The sequence below is a fragment of the Crossiella sp. NPDC003009 genome, assembly GCF_053591555.1.
Genome location: NZ_JBSFUA010000011.1, coordinates 129837 through 146358, shown reverse-complemented (window position 1 = coordinate 146358; position 16522 = coordinate 129837). Strand labels below are relative to the sequence as shown.

Genomic DNA, 16522 nt, shown 5'->3' with positions numbered 1-16522 from the left:
TATGGTCACGACGAGAGGAGCGCGGATGGTCGGCGCACTGCCGTACACCCTGCTGGCCGCGCTGGCCGCGGGCACGGTGGCGATCAGGTGGTCCAACGGCCAGTCCCCGGCCGTGGACCTGGCGCTGTGCGCGCTGGCGGCGGCCTGGATGCTGTGGCCGCACACCCTGCATCCGGCCTGGCGGAGGCGACCGCGGGTGATGGCGGTCTTCGTCGCCGGGCTGATCGTGATCATGGCGGTGCTGGTGGTCCGGGCACCGTGGTTCGGGCTGTTCACCCCGGCCGGGTACCTCTTCGCCTTCCAGGTGCTGCCCTGGCCGGGGCGGCTGGCCGGGGTCGCCGGGGTGGCGGTGGTGGCGGGTACCGCGCAGTCCTACGCGGTGGAGCTCGACACCGCCACGGGGCTGGCCGCCTATGTCATCGTGGTGGCCGCCAACGCCATCCCGCTGTGCGGCTTCGCCTGGTACGCCGAACGCACCGACCGGCGCAACGAGGAACGCCTGCGGGTGCTGGCGGAGAACGCGGCCCTGCACGAGCAGCTGCTCGCGCAGGCCAGGACGGCGGCCGTGCACGAGGAGCGGGAGCGGATGGCGCGGGAGATCCACGACACCCTGGCCCAGGGCCTCACCGGCATCATCAGCCAGCTCCGCGCCGCCGAGCACGCCGACCCGGAGAGCTGGCGGCGGCACGTGGCCACCGCGACCGGACTGGCCAGGGAGAGCCTGGCCGAGGCCCGGCGCTCGGTGCACGCGCTGCGCCCGGAACCGCTGCGCACCGCACGTCTCGGCGAGGCGCTGACCAGCGTCGCGCAGGACTGGTCGGCGCTGCACCTGGTCCCGGTCCAGGTCACCACCACCGGCACCGCCCGGCCGCTGACCCAGGAGGCCGAGGTCGCGCTGCTGCGGGCCGCCCAGGAAGCGCTGACCAACGTGGCCAGGCACGCGCGGGCCAGCCGGGTGGGCGTGACACTGTCCTATCTGGACGAGGAGGTGGCCTTGGACGTGCGCGATGACGGCGGCGGCTTCGACACCGCCCGGCTCAGCGCCGGGTTCGGACTGGTCGCGATGCGGCAGCGGATCGAGGGACTGTCCGGCACGCTGCTGGTGGAGTCCGAGCCGGGCGCGGGCACCGGCATCTCGGCCAGGGTGCCCGCCTCATGATCAGGCTGCTGGTGGTGGACGACCACCCGGTGGTCAGGGACGGGCTGATCAGCATGTTCGCCCGCGAACCGGACTTCGAGGTGGTCGGTGAGGCCGCCGACGGGGCCGAGGCGGTCCGGCTCGCCGCGACCCTGCGGCCCGAGGTGGTCCTGATGGACCTGCGGATGCCCGGCATGGACGGGGTGGCCGCGACCAGGCAGCTGGCCGGGACCGGCGCGCGCGTGCTGATGCTGACCACCTACGACACCGACAGCCACGTGCTGCCCGCGATCGAGGCCGGCGCCACCGGCTACCTGCTCAAGGACGCGCCGAGGGAGGAGCTGCTGCGGGCGGTGCGCGCCACCGCACGGGGCGAGGCGGTGCTCGCGCCCGCCGCGGCGGCCCTGCTGATGAGCAGAGTGCGTTCCACTGCCAGCCTGCTCAGCCAGCGGGAGCTGGAAGTGCTTCAGCTGGTGGCGGGCGGGGCGACGAACCGGGAGGCGGCGGCGAAGCTGTTCATCACCGAGGCCACGGTCAAGTCCCACCTGCTCAACATCTACGGCAAGCTCGGTGTCGGCGACCGCGCCGCCGCGGTCACCGAGGCGTTCAACCGAGGTCTGCTGGTGCCGAAGACGCCGTGACCGCGCGCAGGAACGCCAGCACCGGCACCCGCTCGATCGGCACGTAGTGCCCGGCGTCCGGCAGCAGGTACATCGTCGCCTGCGGCGCGTGCTCGGCCAGCCGCTGCCGGGTCTGCGCCGAGTCCAGCAGGACGTCCCGCGCCCCGACCGCCACCAGCACCGGCATCCGCAGCGTGGCCAGCTCCTCGTCGGTGGCCACGGTGATCCGGTCCTGGCGCGGGCGGAAGTGGCGGTTGACGAACAGCTGGTACTCCTCGGTCTCCTGGGTGATGCCCGGCCAGCCGGTCACCAGGTGGAAGAGCTTGCGGCGGCCCGCTTCGCCCTGCAAGGAGTAGAGCAGGGCCTTGGGCAGCCAGCCGAAGGTGCGGCGGCCGATCCCGCTGGGGCACAACAACGCCAGGCGTTCCACCTGCTCCGGGTGGTGGATGGCGTGGTCAAGGGCGATGCGCCCGCCCAGCGAGGTCCCGACGAAGGCGGCGCTGGGAATGCCCAGTGCGGCAAGGACTTCCGCCAGCCAGCGGGTGTGCCCGCCGGAGACCAGGGGGAGGCGATGGGCGGTGCTCAGGCCGGGTTCGCCGGGGATGTCGATGGCGTGCAGGCGGAAGTATCGCGACCACTCGGCCGCCACGCCGAGCCAGGAGGCGGCGTTGCCGCTGGAGCCGTGCAGCAGCACCAGCGGCGGGGCGCCGGCGGGACCACTGGAGACCACGAAGGTGTCACCGTCCGAAGTGGACAGTGTGCGCTGGTCGGCGGGGGAGGGCCAGCGGTCGAGCAGGGCGCGGTAGCGCTCGCGGAGCAGGCGCTCGCTGTCCGGGGTGCGGTAGATCAAGGTCACCGGGTCACGAGCCGGTCGACGAGGTCGAGCAGGGCCGCGGTGTCGCCGACCGGGCCGTTGAGGATGATCTTCATGCTGGCCCGCTCCTGGTCGTAGTAGGTCTGCACGCGCATGGCGGGCGCGGAGAAGTCGCGGCCCTGCAGGGAGGCGGTGAGCGCGCCGCTGACGGTGCTCATCAGCTCGAAGCTGATCGCGTCGATCTGCACCACGGTCGAGGCCTCGGCATGCCGGTGCCGGGCCGCGGTCTCCCTGGCCGGTGGTTCGGCGGTGCGGCCGGTGAGGGCTTCCAGGTCCCGGCGGGCGATCCGGTACTGCTTGCCGATCCGGACCGCCTTCAGTCGTCCCTCGCGCACGTAGTTGCGCACGGTCTTGACGTGCAGGCCGAGCACGTTGGCCACGTGCTCCACGGTGTACAGCTCGTCGTCCACGAACACTCCCTAGGTTCCCTTACCGGCGCAACCGTAGCATGGAAAGGGAAGAATAGGGAGTGATAGGGAAGCCTATGGTGCGACCGGTGGCCATTCGATGAATTCCCGTGGTCGGACTGCTCCGCACGGAGGGCGAGAATGCGTCCTACCGGCAAGAATGTTCCGGCTGGGGCTGATAATCCCCCGAACGAGGCTGAGGACCATGACCAAGAAGGACGACGCCGTCCGCACCGCGACCGGCCGCGACTGGACCGAGTGGCTGTCCCTGCTGGATGCCGCGGGCGCCGCCGAATGGGACCACCAGGGCATCGTCAAGCACCTGGCCGCGGACTATCCGCAGGTCAGCAGCTGGTGGCAGCAGTCGATCACGGTCGCCTACGAGCGCGCCCGCGGCAAGCGCGCGATCGGGGAGACCGCCAGCGGCTTCCAGGTCGGCGTGCAGCGCAGCGTCGCCGCGGGGGCCGACGTGGTGTGGAAGGTGCTCACCGAACGGCCCGAGCTGTGGCTGGGCGGCCCGGTGCGCTTCGAGCCGGGCAACCAGTACGAGGGCGGCGGGGTCAGCGGCGAGATCAGGGTGGTCAAGCCGGTCGACCGGGTCCGCTTCACCTGGCGGCGCACCGGCTGGGACACCCCGGCCACCGTCCAGGTCAGCCTGCTCGGCGAGGGCAAGACCGTTGTGCACGCCCTGGTGGAGAAGCTGCCCGACGCCCAGTCCCGGGAGTGGGCTCGCGAGCAGTGGCGGATCGCGCTGGAGCGCATCGCCACCGAGGCCGGCTCCTAGACCTGCTCGGCAGGCGGGTACCGCGTGGTGATGCCGGTGAGCACGAGGTCGATCCCGGCCAGGAACTGCTCGCGGTCATCGTGCTCGCGCATCTGCTCGGCCACGGCCCTGGTGAACGGGTAGTCCGCCGGGTCGAGCTCCTCCCACGCCTTCGAGGCCGCGTCCAGGAACTCGCCGCGCTCGGCCGCGGAGACCACCACCCGGCCATTCGCGGCGTTCTGGCCGGCCGCGCCGAGGATGTGGTGCACCAGCGCCGAGGCCACGGTGAACCAGTCGGCCTTGGGCACGCCCAGCGCGCTGACCTGCCTGCCGATGCTCTCGAAGATCCGCGGCGTCACCGAGCCCCACGGACTGCGGGAGAGCTGCGCGGCGAGCTGGGTGGCCAGCCACGGGTGCTCGTCGATCGCGTCGAACAGGCCGAGCGCGACGGCGCGGATCCGCTCCTGCGGCGAGTCCGGTGCCCCGGCTGGTTCAGTGGCCAGCGCGGCAGCCAGGACGGCGTCGGTCGCGGCGTCGAGCAGCTCGCCCTTGTTCGCCACGTGCCAGTAGATCGCCCCTGGTCCGGTGGCCAGGCGCTCGGTCAGCGCCCGGAAGGTCAGCCCGCCCTCGCCCGCCTCGTCGAGCAGCTCGACGGCGGCCGCCACGATGCGCGCCCTGGAAAGCGCCTCTGTCCGCCGCTGTGACCGCGTTGCCATGCGCCCATCTTGACACGATTGGAGCGCTGTTCCAACATGGAGCGGCGTTCCAGAGTTGGAACGGCATTCCATCAGCCTAAGGAGCCCTCGTGCCCACTCCCGTCACGATCATCGGCGCCGGCCTCGGCGGACTCACCCTGGCCCGCGTCCTGCACGTGCACGGCATCCCGGCCACGGTCTACGAGGCCGAGCCCTCGCCCACGGCGCGCGCGCAGGGAGGCATGCTCGACATCCACGACTACAACGGTCAGCCCGCCCTCGAGGCAGCCGGGCTGATGGCGGAGTTCCGCAGCCGCGTCCTGGACGGCCGCCAGGCGATGCGGATCCTGGACCGGGACGGCACCGTGCTGTTCGAGAAGGCCGACGACGGCACCGGCGGCCGCCCCGAGGTGCAGCGCGCCGACCTGCGGCAACTGCTGCTCGACTCACTCCCGGCCGGCACCGTCCAGTGGGGCCACAAGGCCACCGGCGCCCGCACCCTCGGCGAGGGCCGCCACGAGGTGACCTTCGCCGACGGCGGCACCGTGGTCACCAGCCTGCTCGTCGGCGCGGACGGCGCCTGGTCCCAGGTCCGGCAGCTGCTTTCCCCGGCCACCCCGGAGTACGTCGGCACCGCCTTCGTCGAGACCTACCTGTTCGAGGCCGACACCCGGCACCCGGCCGCCGCGGCCGCGGTCGGCGGCGGATCGCTGATCGCCGCCACACCGGGCAGGGAGATCCACGCGCACCGGGAAAGCGGCGACACCCTGCACACCTACGTGGTGCTCGCCGAGCCGCTGGAATGGTTCGCCGCCATCGACTTCACCGACGCCGCCGCGGTTACCGCGCGGATCGCCCAGGAGTTCGACGGCTGGGCCCCCGAGCTCACCGCGCTGATCACCGAGGCCGACACCGCGCCGGTGCTGCGCCCGCACTACGCCCTGCCGACCGGACACCGCTGGGACCGGACGCCCGGGGTGACCCTGCTCGGCGACGCCGCCCACCTCACCGCCCCCAACGGTGAAGGCGCCAACCTGGCCATGCAGGACGGCGCCGAGCTCGGCAAGGCCCTCGCCGCGCAGCCCGGCGACCTCGAGACCGCCCTCGCCGGCTATGAGCAGGCCATGTTCACCCGCGCCGCCAAGATCCTGGACGAGGCCGCCCTCATGGAGCACATGTTCGGCGACGACCTCCCGCACAGCCTGGTGCGGATGTTCACCGAAGCCGAGCAGACCCGTTGAGCCACCGAGGGATCAACGTGCACACCTGCTTGCCCGTTCGTGCCGGAGACCGGGGAACTGGATCTTCCCGGGGTTAGCTTCGGGTTGTCAGCGAGTCCCTGCGAAACGCGCGAGGAAAGAATGACCAACCCCCTCCCTGTGGTCCTGGTGCACGGTTTCTGGCACGGCAGCTGGTGCTGGAGCCCGGTGACCGAGCAGCTGGCCGCGCGAGGCGTCCAGTCCGTCGCGGTCGACCTGGAGGGACACGGGTTGCGCGGCCCCGCGCCGCGCGCCGCCTGGACCCGGCCGTTCGACGCCGAGGCCTTCGCCACCGAGAAGTCACCCGTCGCGACCGTCACCGCCTCCTCCGCGGCGGCCCTGCTCGCCGAGCAGGTGCGCGCGATCGGCGGTGGGGGGCCGTGCCTGGTGGTCGCGCACAGCATGGGCGGCGTGGTCGCCACCGCGCTGGCCGAACTCGCACCGGAGCTGGTCGGCGGGCTGGTCTACGTCGCGGCGTTCGCACCGGTGAGCGGGCAGCCCGCGGCCTTCTACAACACCTGCTCGGAGAACGCGGGCGGCAAGTCGCTCCAGCTGCTGGCCGCGGACCCGGCGCTGGTCGGCGCGGCGCGCATCGACTTCGGCGACCCCGACCGGCACGAGCAGATCAAGGAGTGCTTCTGCCACGACGTCGACGACCGCACCGCGGCGGCGGTGATCGGCCTGCTCAGCCCGGACGGCCCGGTCGGGATCCCAGCTGAGGAGCTGACCATCACCCGGGCGCGCTACGGCCGCGTCCCGCACTCCTACGTGACCTGCACCAGGGACAACGCCATCCCGATCGCGCTGCAACACCGCTTCATCACCGAGATCGACGCGGTGTCGGCCGCCCCGACCACGGTCACCGAGCTGGACTCCTCGCACTCACCGTTCCTGTCCCAGCCCGAGGCCCTCGCCGACGCGATCGCCAAGGCCGCGGTCTAGGGCAGGTCCAGTTCCACGGTGGTTCCGGTGGTGGCGGCGACCGCGCCCGCGGTCTGCTCGGCCAGCCACCGCCGGAACCCCTCGGCCTCGGCTTCCGGCACGTGCACGATCAGGCGCACACTGCTGCCGTAACCGACCTCGGCGATCCGGTGCCCGGCCGCGCGCAACGCGTGCTCCAGCCGCCCTGCCTCGGCGTGCGCGGCGGTGATCTCCAGGGTCGCGAACCGCGCCCGGCGCAGCAGGCCGACCGCGTCCACCGCCTCGGAGACCGCGCGGCCGTAGGCGCGGACCAGACCGCCCGCGCCGAGCTTGGTGCCGCCGAAGTAGCGGGTCACCACGGCCACCACGTCGACCAGCTCCCGCCGCACCAGCACCTCCAGCATCGGCACCCCCGCGGTGCCAGCGGGTTCGCCGTCGTCGCTGGAACGCTGCGCGCCGTCGCCGAGGCGGAAGGCCGTGCAGTTGTGGTTGGCCGACCAGTGCTCCTTGCGCACCGCGGCGATGAACTCCGCGGCAGCCTCCTCGGTCTCCACCCTGGCCAGGTGGCAGCGGAAGCGCGAGCGCTGGATCTCGATCTCGTGCACGCCGTCGCGGGCGATGGTGGCGGTCATCGGCGCAGCTCCACCAGGTCGGCCAGCTCGGCGTCGGAAAGCTCGGTGAAGGCGGCTTCCCCCGCGGCGAGCACCGAGTCGGCGAGGTCCTTCTTCACCGCGATCAGCTCGGCGATCCGGTCCTCCACGGTGCCCTCGGCGATCAGCCGGTGCACCTGCACCGGCCGGGTCTGCCCGATCCGGTAGGCCCGGTCGGTGGCCTGGTCCTCCACCGCGGGGTTCCACCACCGGTCGTAGTGCACCACGTGGTCGGCCCTGGTCAGGTTGAGTCCGGTGCCCGCGGCCTTGAGCGACAACAGGAACACCGGGACCTGACCGTCCTGGAACCGCCGCACCAGCTCCTCCCGCCGGGGGACCGGGGTGCCGCCGTGCAGCAGCTGGGTGCCGATGCCGCGCGCGGTGAGGTGCTGCTCCAGCAGCCGGGCCATGGCCACGTACTGGGTGAACACCAGCACCGCGCCGTCCTCGGCCAGGATGGTGGAGAGCAGCTCGTCGAGTAGCTCCAGCTTGCCGGACCTGTTGTCCAGCTTGGGTTCTGGCTCCTTGAGGAACTGCGCCGGGTGGTTGCAGATCTGCTTGAGCGCGATCAGCAGCGAGACGATCCGGCCCCGCCGCGCCATCGGCCCGTCGCTGTTCTTGATCGCTTCCAGGCTCTCCCGCACGGTCGCCTGGTAGAGCGCGGCCTGCTCCCTGGTCAGCGACACCGGCTGGTCGGTCTCGGTCTTGGGCGGCAGCTCCGGCGCGATCCCGGGGTCGGACTTGCGGCGGCGCAACAGGAACGGCCGCACCAGCCGGGCGAACCGGTCGGCCACCGCGGTGTCCCGCGCGCCCTCGATCCGCTTGGCCCACCGGGTGCGGAAGGCGGGCAGCGTGCCCAGCAGTCCCGGCGTGGTCCAGTCCAGCACCGCCCACAGCTCGGAGAGCGTGTTCTCCACCGGCGTCCCGGTCAGCGCGACCCGCGCCGGGGCCGGGATGGTGCGCAAGGCCTTCGCGGTGCCCGAGCGCGGGTTCTTCACGTGCTGGGCCTCATCCGCCACCACCAGGTCCCAGGAAAATCCGGCCAGCACCGCGGAGTCCAGCCGCATGGTGCCGTAGGTGGTGAGCACGAACCCGCCCTCGACACCGTCCAGCGAACGCCCGTTGCCGTGGTAGCGGCGCACCGCGACGCCGGGGGCGAAGCGCTGGATCTCCCGCTCCCAGTTGCCCAGCAGCGAGGCCGGGCAGACCACCAGCGTCGGCGCGGGGAAGTCCTCGCGGCGGTGCAGGTGCAGCGCGATCACCGTGATCGTCTTGCCCAGGCCCATGTCGTCGGCCAGGCAGCCGCCGAGGCCCAGCTCGGTCATCCTGGCCAGCCAGCGCAGCCCGCGCAGCTGGTAGTCGCGCAGGGTCGCGGCCAGCTCCGGCGGCGCCTGCACCGGTTCCCGGCCGGTGTCGGGCTCGGCGATCCGCCCGCGCATGCCCTCCAGCCACCCGGTGGCGCGCACCGGCAGCCGGTCCCCGGCCACCACCGCCGACCCGGTCAGCGCGACCTCCAGCGCGTCCATCCCGCCGAGCACCGCGATGGTCGGTTTGTCCGCCTTGCGCCGCAGGTCCGGCGGCACCAGCGTCCACTTCTCCCGCAGCCGCACCACCGGCCGCCGCGACTCGGTCAGCTGCGCCAGCTCGGCCTCGGTCAGCGGATCGTCGCCCAGGGCCAGCCGCCAGTGGAACGCGAAAGCCTTGTCCCCACCGAAGAACGACGGCCGGTCCCCGGTCGCGGCCACCTCGGCCCGCGCGCTCAGCCCGCGGCCCAGCTCCTTCGGCCAGTGCACCTCGATGCCGGGCACCCCGCCGAGCAGCCGCAGCACCTCCTCATCGGCGAGCTGGAGGTCCTCGGGCGCCTCGGACTCCAGCAGCCGGGCCAGCGGCGGCCAGGCCAGGGCGCTGCGGCGCAGGGCGGCCAGCACCCCGTCCCTGATCTCCGCGCCGAGCCCGGCCACCCCGCCCGCCCACACCTCGGCGGCATCGGCCACCAGCGCCGGATCGGCCTGGCTGTGCACCTGGAGGACCGCCCGGAACAGCCGGGTCCGCCCGAACTCCACCCGCAGCGACACCCGAACCTCGGGCGGCCGAGGCGGCGCGGGCCTCGGCGTCCACGACGACAACACGGGCATCGCGGGTGCGGCCGCCGCCCCCATCCCGTCGGCCACCGCGGCCAGGAAGTCCCGCACCAGCCGCACCGGATCGCCGAACCCGGCCCGCTCCGGCATCTCCGCGGCCAGCCGCGCCACCCGCTGCTCGTCAGCCTCGTTCAACCGGCCGGCGCGACCGGCGGTGACCAGCTGCAACCCGAACACCGCCACCGTGCCCCAGTAGGCCGCGGCCGGATGCGCGCCAGGGCTGCGCCGCGCCCGGCTCAGCACCGGCAGCGCCTCGGCCACCGGCAGCCACCGGTCCTCGGCCACCCGCACCCGCCCGGCACTGGGCGGCGAGCCCGGCCGGAACTCCGCCGCGACCAGCCCGAGCTGCTCCTCCGTCAGCCGCACCCCGAGCTCTACTCGAACTCGCCGTGCCGCCCGGCCCCGCCGCTGAACCGCCGCGCGCCTTCCAGCGCGTCGGAGGCCAGCGAGACGAACCCGTGCCGCAGCTCGTTGGCGATGGCCGCGTCCTCGTCAAGACCGTCCTGCTCCAGCACCGACAACCGGTCCCGCCGCATGCAGGTCTGCGGGAACCGGGCCAGCCGCGCGGCCAGCTCCTCGGCCGCGGCCCGCGCCTGTCCCGGCGGCACCACCCGGTTGACCAGCCCAATCCGCTCGGCTTCGGCGGCGTCCACCGGCCTGCCGGTGAGGATGAGGTCCATCGCCCGCGAGGTCCCGATCAGCCGGGGCAGCCGGACCGTGCCGCCGTCGATCAGCGGCACCCCCCAGCGCCGGCAGAACACGCCGAAGATCGAGTCCTGCTCGGCCACCCGCAGGTCGCACCACAGCGCCAGCTCCAGCCCACCGGCCACCGCGTGCCCGCTGACCGCGGCGATCACCGGCTTGCCCAGCCGCAGCCGGGTCGGCCCCATCGGACCGTCGCCCTCAGCGGTGACCTGGTTGCCGCGCTCGGTGCCGATCGCGGTGAGATCCGCCCCGGCGCAGAACGTGCCGCCCTCACCCCACAGCACCGCCACCGCGGCATCGGGGTCTGCGTCGAACTCCCGGAAGGCCGCCGCCAGCGCCGCCGCGGTCGGCCCGTCCACCGCGTTGCGCTTCTCCGGCCGGGACAGCACCACCGTGCTGACCGGCCCCTGCCGCTCCACGCGCACCGACATGGGCAAACCCTAGTATTCAGTGTTCCGGGCCGGAAACTCGCCAAGCTTCAAGGGGGGACTCCACGTGACGACTTTGATCACCGTGGTGGAAGAGCGTGACTATCCGGGGCACATCCCGACCGGACCGGTCGGACGTCCGCTCGCGGCCCGCCTGCTCGCCGCGGGAGAGCCAACGCGGGTGCTGGCTCCGCCATCGGAGACAGCGGGCTGGCCGCCGGGCGCCGAGATCGTGGTGGGCGATGTCGCTCGGCCGGGGGAGGTGCCGGCCGCCTTTGCCGGGATCAAGCGGATGTTCCTGGCGGGGGCGGTCCCGGAAACGGTCCGGCAGGCGGTCACCCTGGCCCGGCAGGGCGGTGTGCAGCGGATCGCGGTGCTGTCCTCACACGGGCCCGACGTGGAGATCGAGTTCGAGCCGGAGTCGTGGTACTGGCTGGCGATCGAGGTGGTGGTGGAACGCAGCGGGGCGCAGTGGACCCACCTGCAACCGTCGCCGACCATGAGCCAGACCCTGCGGGACGGCTATCCCCGGTCCCGTGCCAACCTGGCGGCGGCGATCCGCGACCGCGAGGTCATCCGCGAACCGTACCCGGACAGTGCGTGTCCCTTCCTCGACGAGGACGATCTCGCCGCGATCGCCATGGCGGTGCTGTTCGAGGACGGGCACACAAACCAGACGCTGACTGTGCACGGCGAGCCGATCAGCCTCCGTGCGCAGCTCCAGCTGATCGGGCAGGCGCTCGGCCGGGAGATCCCCTTCGAGGAACTGACCCCGCGGCAGGCCGCCGACCGCGCCCGGCGGCAGGGCATGGCCGAGGAGGAGATCGAGCAGTGGCTGGCCGGCAAGGCGGACTGGGCGGCGAACCCGGACGACCCGGAGTATCGCCGCTGGCTCGACCTCGGCGTCACCACCGCCACCCGCGTGCTCGGCCGCCCACCGCGTGGCTATGCCGACTGGCTGGCCGACCACGTCCACCTCCTCGGCTGAACGTGTCATCTCGGTCCTACGGGCACACCCGCGGCGCGGCCACCCCGGCGAACCGCTCCCGCACCCACCGCTCCTGCTCAGCTGAGGACTCCCCGAGCACCCCGTCATGCCCGCCGGGGTACTCCCGATAGGTCACCGCCGTGCCCTGCGCGCACTGCTTCCTGGCCTCCTCGGCGACGGTGTCGGCGGCCACGTCCACATCCGAGGCCCCGGCGACCACCAGGATCGGCCTGGCCAGCGCGCCGCCGGAGTAGCGGTTGCCCTCGATGAAGGCGCGCGCGGCCGGATGCGCAGACCAGTTGGGGCGCAACAACTCCCGCGAGGTCGCGGTGCCGCTGACCGCCCGGCCGTAACCCCAGCACCCCTCCCGCAGGTACTTCTCATAGTCCCGCAACCCCGCCTCGCTCAACATGTCCGCCGGGCTGAAGTCCTTGTGCCGCAACGCGATCGCACTCGCCGCATAGGCCAGGTACTGCCCCTGGCCCGGGTTGTCCGCGACCCGCTCCTGCAACCGGTCATAGGGCGTCACGGGTGCCAGCGCGACCGCGCCGAGGAACTCCCCGGTCGGCTCGGTCACCTCCTGCCGGGCCACGCCCCACACCGTCTGCCCGCCCTGGGAATGCCCGACCGCGACCCAGCGCGCCCCGAGCTCCGGCACCGCCCGCCGGGCCGCGGCCACCGCGTACCGGACGTCCTGGGCGTTGGCGGCCAGGGTGAGGTACTCGTGCCCGTCACCCGCGCCCAGCCCCGAGTAGTCCGCGGCCACCACCGCGTAGCCCCGGCCAAGCCAGTCCGCCATGACCTCCGGGTAGTAGAGGTCCTTCATCAGCGAGGGCGCGCACTGCCGGGCCACCCCGCTGGTGCCGTGCGCCCAGGCCACCACCGGCCAGCCCCCGCCCGGCGGGTTCCCGGCCGGGGTGAGCACCGCCGCCGAGGCCGCCACCGGTGTGCCCGCCGCCGACCGCGAGTCGTAGACCACCCTGGTCCCGCTCGCTCCCGGCGGCAGCCGCCAGCCGGTGAACCGCTCGGCGCGCAGCACCGTGCCCGGGGCGGCCCCATCCGGGCTGACCTCGTAGAACCCGTCGCGGGGGAGTGCGTTGGCGGCCTCGGCCGCCTTGGCCTTGCCCGTCGCGTCCTCCGCCGGCGGCGCGCAGGCCGCCAGCAGTCCCAGCACCAGCACCGCCGCCATCCGCCTGCCCGCATCACGCATGCGGACAGGAAAGAGATCGCGGCTCCTAACGTCAATGGTGTTGACATAAGCTGCGCCGGTGGCTCCGAAGCGCGTTCCCGAGCACCGCACCCGCCGCAGGCGCACCCAGGGCGGCCAGCTGCTTTCCGCCGAGCTGATCATCGACACCGCGCTGCGGCTGATCGAGCTGCACGGCCCGGACGGCCTGTCCCTGCGCAGGCTCGGCGCGGCCCTCGGCGCGGACGCCACCGCGGTGTACCGCTACTTCACCGGCAAGGACGACCTGCTGCTGGCCATCACCGACGAGCTGATCGGCCGCACCTTCGCCGGGCACCGCACCACCGGCGACTGCGTGGCGGACCTGCGCGCGCTCGGCGAGCGCATCTACCGGGCCAACCTCGCGCACCCCAGGGCCGCCGCCCTGGTCACCGCACGGGTCACCGGCCGCGAGCACGAGACCGCCGCGGTGGAGACCATCCTCGGCATCCTGCGCGAGGCCGGTTTTCCACCGGCCGAGGCGGTCCGGCACTACCGCTGCTTCATCGGCATCGCGCTCTCCTTCGCCGCCCTGGACGCGGCCGTGCACACCGCCGAACAGGCCGAGGACAAGATCTGGCGCGAGGTCTACGCCACCCTGCCCGCGCAGCGGTACCCGAACATCACCGCCAGCGCGGCCGAACTGGTCACCCAGATGCGGGAAAGCCCGTTCCAGCTGGCCCTGGAGGCATTCCTGACCACGCTCGCCGCGCGGTTGCCTACCGCAGCACCCGGTCCAGGTGGTAGCGCATAGTTTCGGTGGCCTCGGCCCCGGTGAGCTGCCCGCAGGCCAGCTCGATGGTCAGCGCGTCGGCCAGCGACCAGATGATCCGCGCCTCCCGCTCCGGGTCCAGCCCGGCCGCCCGGCCCTCCTGCTGGGCCTGCCACACCACGTGCGTGGCCAGCGCGCGCAGCTCCGCGTTGTCCTGGAAGAGCACGTCGGCGATGGCCACGTCCTCCATCGCCCTGCCCAGGAAGGCCACGTTGACCCTGATCGCCTGCCGGGTGTCCGGATCGTCGCCGAGCACCTCCTCCAGCGCGGCCCGCAGCAGCTGCTCCGGCGACCCGGCCAGCCCGCTGAGCCGGTCCGCGATGCGGAGCTCCATCCGCTGCCCGGCCAGCTTGAGCCCGTAGAGCAGCAGCGCGTCCTTGTTGCGGAAGTAGTGCTGCACCCGGCCGACCGACACACCGGCCTCGGCGGCCACCTCGCGCACGCTCACCGCCTCCAGCCCGGCGCGGGCGGCCAGCCGCCACATCGCCTCGGCGATCTTGGACTTCTGTTCCTCGGCCACCGCCCCAGACTATCAATACGACCGTATTGAAGATCGGCCGGGAGGTGGTCTACAGTACGATCGTATTGCCCGCGGGAGGAGAGCAGATGGCCAAGAGTGTGTCCGCTGTGGACGGTGCGCAGGGGCTGATCGCCCTGGCCGGGATCACCCTGGGCGCGGTGCCACTGGTGCGCTGGCTGATCGAGGGCCGGCACAGCGGGCCGTTCCGCTGGATCTTCGGCGAGCCGACCGGGGCCATGGGGTACCTGGCCCCACTGCTGGTGATCGCCGCCGCGATCGGGCTCATCGCGCTGCTGGAGCTCCGCAAGCGCCGCTAGCGAAAACCATTTGGCCCCGCCCCAATAATCGACTTGATGACGATCATCGAGGTGCCGGCCGAACTGGCCGAGATGTACGCCAAGTTCGACGGCGACGAGGGCCGGGCGTGGGTCGAGCGGCTGCCCGCGCTGGCCATGGACTTCCTGGACCGCTGGGACCTGCGCCTGGACGGGAAGTCCATGCACGGCATGGCCTCCCTGGTGCTGCCGGTGCGCACCCCCGGGGACCTCCCGGCGGTGCTCAAGCTCCAGCGCCCCAACGAGGAGAACCGCGGCGAGCCGCTGGCCCTGCGGACCTGGGACGGTGACGGCATCGTCCGCCTGCTGGCCGCTGACGAGCCCACCTGCACCATGCTGCTGGAACGCCTGGACGCCGGCCGCCCGCTGTCCGCGCTGCCCGACGCCGAGCAGGCCCTGACCATCCTCACCGGCCTGCTCGGCCGTCTGGTCCAGCGCCAGGCCCCACCGGAAATGCGGCGGCTGGGCGACATCGCCGCCGCCATGCTCGCCGACACCCCCGGCAAGGCGACCCGGCTGGCCGACCCGGCCGACGCCGCCCGGCTGCACTCCTGGGCGGCCATCGTCGGCGAGGTGCTCGACGAACCCGGCGACCGCCTGCTGCTGTGGGACCTGCACTACGACAACGTGCTGGCCCCGCTGCCCGGCGCCGACCGCGAACCCTGGCTGGCCATTGACCCGAAACCCCTCGCGGGCGACCCCGGCTTCGAGCTGTTCCCCGCGCTGGAGAGCCGGTTCGAGGCCCTGGAGGCCACCGGCGAGGTGCCCCGCGCGCTGCGCCGCCGCTTCGACCTGATGACCGATCATCTCGGCCTGGACCGCGCCCGCGCCGCGCGCTGGACGGTGGGCCGGGTGCTGCAGAACAGCCTGTGGCACATCGAGGACGAGGACGACGGCAAGCTGGTCCCCGACCACCTCGCCATCGCCGCCGCGATGGAGCGCTACCTGGCCTGACCTCTCAACCCGATCGTGGCTGGCGTGCCGCACCGGCACAGCGCAGGCTCGACCCAGACAGCCGCCCCAAGCCACAGAACGGACCCCCATGCCCGAGCAGTCCACCGCCATCGTCTTCACCGAGCACGGCGGCCCCGAGGTGCTGCACGCCGCCCAGCGCGATCTCCCCGAACCCGGCCCCGGCCAGCTCCGCATCCGGGTCAAGGCCGCCGGGGTCAACCCCTTCGACACCAAGGTCCGCGCCGGCGCTTTCCCCAGCATGCCCGCCACCTACCCCGCCGTCCCCGGTTCGGACGTCGCGGGCGTGGTCGAGGCCGTCGGCCCGGAGGTCACCGAGTTCGCCATCGGCGATGAGGTGCTCGGCACGGCCGCCACCGGCTCCTACGCCATCCACACCCTGGCCACCCCCGGCAAGCTCACCGCCAAACCCGCCGAACTGGACTGGCCCACCGCCGCCGGCCTGCCCGGGGTGGCCACCACCGCCTACCGGGTGCTCGCCCTGCCCGAGGTGAAAGCGGGGGAGACCCTGCTGGTCGACGGCGCCGCGGGCGGGGTCGGCACCTTCGTCGTGCAGCTGGCCAGGGAACGCGGCGTGACCGTCATCGGCACCGCCAGCGAAGCCAACCACGCCTACCTGCGCGGCCTGGGCGCCCACCCGGTCCGCTACGGCGAAGGCCTGGTCGAACGGGTCAAGGAGCTCGCCCCGCAGGGCGTGGACGCGGCCCTGGACCTCTCCGGCCGCGGCGGCCTGCCCACCCTGCTCGCCCTCACCGGCGGCCCCGACCGCGTGCTCACCATCGTCGATGGCCAAGCCGCCGACTTCGGCGTCCGAGCCAGCTGGGGCGGCCCCGCCGAAGAAGTCCCCGGCGCCCTGTCCGACGCGGTAGCCCTGGTAGCCGCCGGAAAGATCAAGCTACCCGTCACCCGCACCTATCCCCTGACCGAAGCCGCGGCCGCGCACCGCGCCAGCGAGGGCGGCCACGTCCGCGGAAAACTGGTCCTGCTCGTGGACTAGGCGATGAGCAACTCGGCCTCAAGCTAACCGCAGCCTCCGCGATGGCGCTCACCTGCGCGAGTCTCTGACCGGTGCGCCAGCGGGAGCAGGCCCCGTGCCTCCACCCGGGGCC

General features: G+C 73.1%; 18 protein-coding genes. 10 read left to right on the top strand and 8 right to left on the bottom strand.

Features of this window, described 5'->3' with window-relative positions:
- Positions 1-25: 25 nt before the first annotated feature.
- Together ACWDY5_RS15180 and ACWDY5_RS15175 are read left to right on the top strand one after the other, a co-directional pair.
- Positions 26-1159 (top strand): sensor histidine kinase, encoded by a 1134-nt coding sequence (locus tag ACWDY5_RS15180; RefSeq protein ID WP_449722805.1) that lies wholly within the window; start codon positions 26-28, stop codon positions 1157-1159.
- Positions 1156-1779 (top strand): response regulator transcription factor, encoded by a 624-nt coding sequence (locus tag ACWDY5_RS15175; protein WP_449722804.1) that lies wholly within the window; start codon positions 1156-1158, stop codon positions 1777-1779. Before ACWDY5_RS15180 ends, ACWDY5_RS15175 begins: the two co-directional genes overlap by 4 nt.
- Here the strand turns inward: ACWDY5_RS15175 and ACWDY5_RS15170 are convergent.
- Both ACWDY5_RS15170 and ACWDY5_RS15165 read right to left on the bottom strand, forming a co-directional pair.
- Positions 1745-2614, bottom strand: a complete 870-nt coding sequence (locus ACWDY5_RS15170; RefSeq protein ID WP_449722803.1) for an alpha/beta fold hydrolase — start codon at positions 2612-2614, stop codon at positions 1745-1747. The genes ACWDY5_RS15175 and ACWDY5_RS15170 overlap by 35 nt on opposite strands.
- Positions 2611-3042, bottom strand: a complete 432-nt coding sequence (locus ACWDY5_RS15165; protein ID WP_449722802.1) for a helix-turn-helix domain-containing protein — start codon at positions 3040-3042, stop codon at positions 2611-2613. Before ACWDY5_RS15165 ends, ACWDY5_RS15170 begins: the two co-directional genes overlap by 4 nt.
- Positions 3043-3244: 202 nt before the next feature.
- Here ACWDY5_RS15165 and ACWDY5_RS15160 point away from each other — a divergent pair, with 202 nt between their 5' ends.
- Positions 3245-3823 carry an SRPBCC domain-containing protein gene (locus ACWDY5_RS15160; RefSeq protein WP_449722801.1) on the top strand — a complete coding sequence of 193 codons (579 nt, stop codon included), beginning with the start codon at positions 3245-3247 and terminating at the stop codon, positions 3821-3823.
- Here the strand turns inward: ACWDY5_RS15160 and ACWDY5_RS15155 are convergent.
- Positions 3820-4518 (bottom strand): TetR/AcrR family transcriptional regulator, encoded by a 699-nt coding sequence (locus tag ACWDY5_RS15155; protein WP_449722800.1) that lies wholly within the window; start codon positions 4516-4518, stop codon positions 3820-3822. The genes ACWDY5_RS15160 and ACWDY5_RS15155 overlap by 4 nt on opposite strands.
- 89 nt (positions 4519-4607) lie before the next feature.
- On the opposite strand from ACWDY5_RS15155, the gene ACWDY5_RS15150 reads away from it, so the two are divergent.
- Positions 4608-5738 (top strand): FAD-dependent oxidoreductase, encoded by a 1131-nt coding sequence (locus tag ACWDY5_RS15150; RefSeq protein WP_449722799.1) that lies wholly within the window; start codon positions 4608-4610, stop codon positions 5736-5738.
- A 120-nt stretch (positions 5739-5858) separates the two neighbouring features.
- On the top strand, positions 5859-6698 hold the full coding sequence (locus ACWDY5_RS15145; protein ID WP_449722798.1) for an alpha/beta fold hydrolase: 840 nt from the start codon (positions 5859-5861) through the stop codon (positions 6696-6698).
- On the opposite strand, the gene ACWDY5_RS15140 is transcribed toward ACWDY5_RS15145, so the two are convergent.
- From ACWDY5_RS15140 to ACWDY5_RS15130, 3 genes are all read right to left on the bottom strand, one after another.
- Positions 6695-7309: a YigZ family protein gene (locus tag ACWDY5_RS15140; protein WP_449722797.1), complete on the bottom strand. Its 615-nt coding sequence runs from the start codon at positions 7307-7309 to the stop codon at positions 6695-6697. The genes ACWDY5_RS15145 and ACWDY5_RS15140 overlap by 4 nt on opposite strands.
- Positions 7306-9651 (bottom strand): DEAD/DEAH box helicase, encoded by a 2346-nt coding sequence (locus ACWDY5_RS15135; RefSeq protein ID WP_449722901.1) that lies wholly within the window; start codon positions 9649-9651, stop codon positions 7306-7308. The genes ACWDY5_RS15140 and ACWDY5_RS15135 overlap by 4 nt, the downstream gene beginning before the upstream one ends.
- A gap of 191 nt (positions 9652-9842) precedes the next feature.
- Positions 9843-10604, bottom strand: a complete 762-nt coding sequence (locus ACWDY5_RS15130; protein ID WP_449722796.1) for a crotonase/enoyl-CoA hydratase family protein — start codon at positions 10602-10604, stop codon at positions 9843-9845.
- A gap of 64 nt (positions 10605-10668) precedes the next feature.
- Between ACWDY5_RS15130 and ACWDY5_RS15125 the strand changes: the two genes are divergently transcribed.
- Positions 10669-11589, top strand: coding sequence for an NAD(P)H-binding protein (locus tag ACWDY5_RS15125; protein ID WP_449722795.1), 921 nt, complete (start codon positions 10669-10671; stop codon positions 11587-11589).
- A 16-nt stretch (positions 11590-11605) separates the two neighbouring features.
- Here ACWDY5_RS15125 and ACWDY5_RS15120 read toward each other — a convergent pair whose 3' ends face one another.
- Positions 11606-12799 carry an alpha/beta hydrolase gene (locus ACWDY5_RS15120; protein WP_449722794.1) on the bottom strand — a complete coding sequence of 398 codons (1194 nt, stop codon included), beginning with the start codon at positions 12797-12799 and terminating at the stop codon, positions 11606-11608.
- 58 nt (positions 12800-12857) lie between these two features.
- Here ACWDY5_RS15120 and ACWDY5_RS15115 point away from each other — a divergent pair, with 58 nt between their 5' ends.
- Positions 12858-13568 (top strand): TetR/AcrR family transcriptional regulator, encoded by a 711-nt coding sequence (locus ACWDY5_RS15115; RefSeq protein ID WP_449722793.1) that lies wholly within the window; start codon positions 12858-12860, stop codon positions 13566-13568.
- Here the strand turns inward: ACWDY5_RS15115 and ACWDY5_RS15110 are convergent.
- Positions 13534-14106, bottom strand: a complete 573-nt coding sequence (locus tag ACWDY5_RS15110) for a TetR/AcrR family transcriptional regulator (protein WP_449722792.1) — start codon at positions 14104-14106, stop codon at positions 13534-13536. The genes ACWDY5_RS15115 and ACWDY5_RS15110 overlap by 35 nt on opposite strands.
- Positions 14107-14192: 86 nt before the next feature.
- Here ACWDY5_RS15110 and ACWDY5_RS15105 point away from each other — a divergent pair, with 86 nt between their 5' ends.
- From ACWDY5_RS15105 to ACWDY5_RS15095, 3 genes are all read left to right on the top strand, one after another.
- On the top strand, positions 14193-14423 hold the full coding sequence (locus ACWDY5_RS15105) for a hypothetical protein (protein WP_449722791.1): 231 nt from the start codon (positions 14193-14195) through the stop codon (positions 14421-14423).
- A 27-nt stretch (positions 14424-14450) separates the two neighbouring features.
- Positions 14451-15395, top strand: coding sequence for an aminoglycoside phosphotransferase family protein (locus tag ACWDY5_RS15100; RefSeq protein ID WP_449722900.1), 945 nt, complete (start codon positions 14451-14453; stop codon positions 15393-15395).
- 88 nt (positions 15396-15483) lie between these two features.
- Positions 15484-16410 carry an NADP-dependent oxidoreductase gene (locus tag ACWDY5_RS15095; RefSeq protein WP_449722790.1) on the top strand — a complete coding sequence of 309 codons (927 nt, stop codon included), beginning with the start codon at positions 15484-15486 and terminating at the stop codon, positions 16408-16410.
- The last annotated feature ends 112 nt before the right edge of the window (positions 16411-16522 follow it).

What these genes read in the sequence shown, in the direction of transcription:
- ACWDY5_RS15130 (WP_449722796.1), bottom strand. Translation starts at nt 10,604, where the DNA reads ATGTCGGTGCGCGTGGAGCGGCAGGGGCCGGTCAGCACGGTGGTGCTG.
- ACWDY5_RS15120 (WP_449722794.1), bottom strand. Translation starts at nt 12,799, where the DNA reads ATGCGTGATGCGGGCAGGCGGATGGCGGCGGTGCTGGTGCTGGGACTG.
- ACWDY5_RS15175 (WP_449722804.1), top strand. Translation starts at nt 1,156, where the DNA reads ATGATCAGGCTGCTGGTGGTGGACGACCACCCGGTGGTCAGGGACGGG.
- ACWDY5_RS15095 (WP_449722790.1), top strand. Translation starts at nt 15,484, where the DNA reads ATGCCCGAGCAGTCCACCGCCATCGTCTTCACCGAGCACGGCGGCCCC.
- ACWDY5_RS15160 (WP_449722801.1), top strand. Translation starts at nt 3,245, where the DNA reads ATGACCAAGAAGGACGACGCCGTCCGCACCGCGACCGGCCGCGACTGG.
- ACWDY5_RS15155 (WP_449722800.1), bottom strand. Translation starts at nt 4,518, where the DNA reads ATGGCAACGCGGTCACAGCGGCGGACAGAGGCGCTTTCCAGGGCGCGC.
- ACWDY5_RS15180 (WP_449722805.1), top strand. Translation starts at nt 26, where the DNA reads ATGGTCGGCGCACTGCCGTACACCCTGCTGGCCGCGCTGGCCGCGGGC.
- ACWDY5_RS15105 (WP_449722791.1), top strand. Translation starts at nt 14,193, where the DNA reads ATGGCCAAGAGTGTGTCCGCTGTGGACGGTGCGCAGGGGCTGATCGCC.
- ACWDY5_RS15145 (WP_449722798.1), top strand. Translation starts at nt 5,859, where the DNA reads ATGACCAACCCCCTCCCTGTGGTCCTGGTGCACGGTTTCTGGCACGGC.
- ACWDY5_RS15140 (WP_449722797.1), bottom strand. Translation starts at nt 7,309, where the DNA reads ATGACCGCCACCATCGCCCGCGACGGCGTGCACGAGATCGAGATCCAG.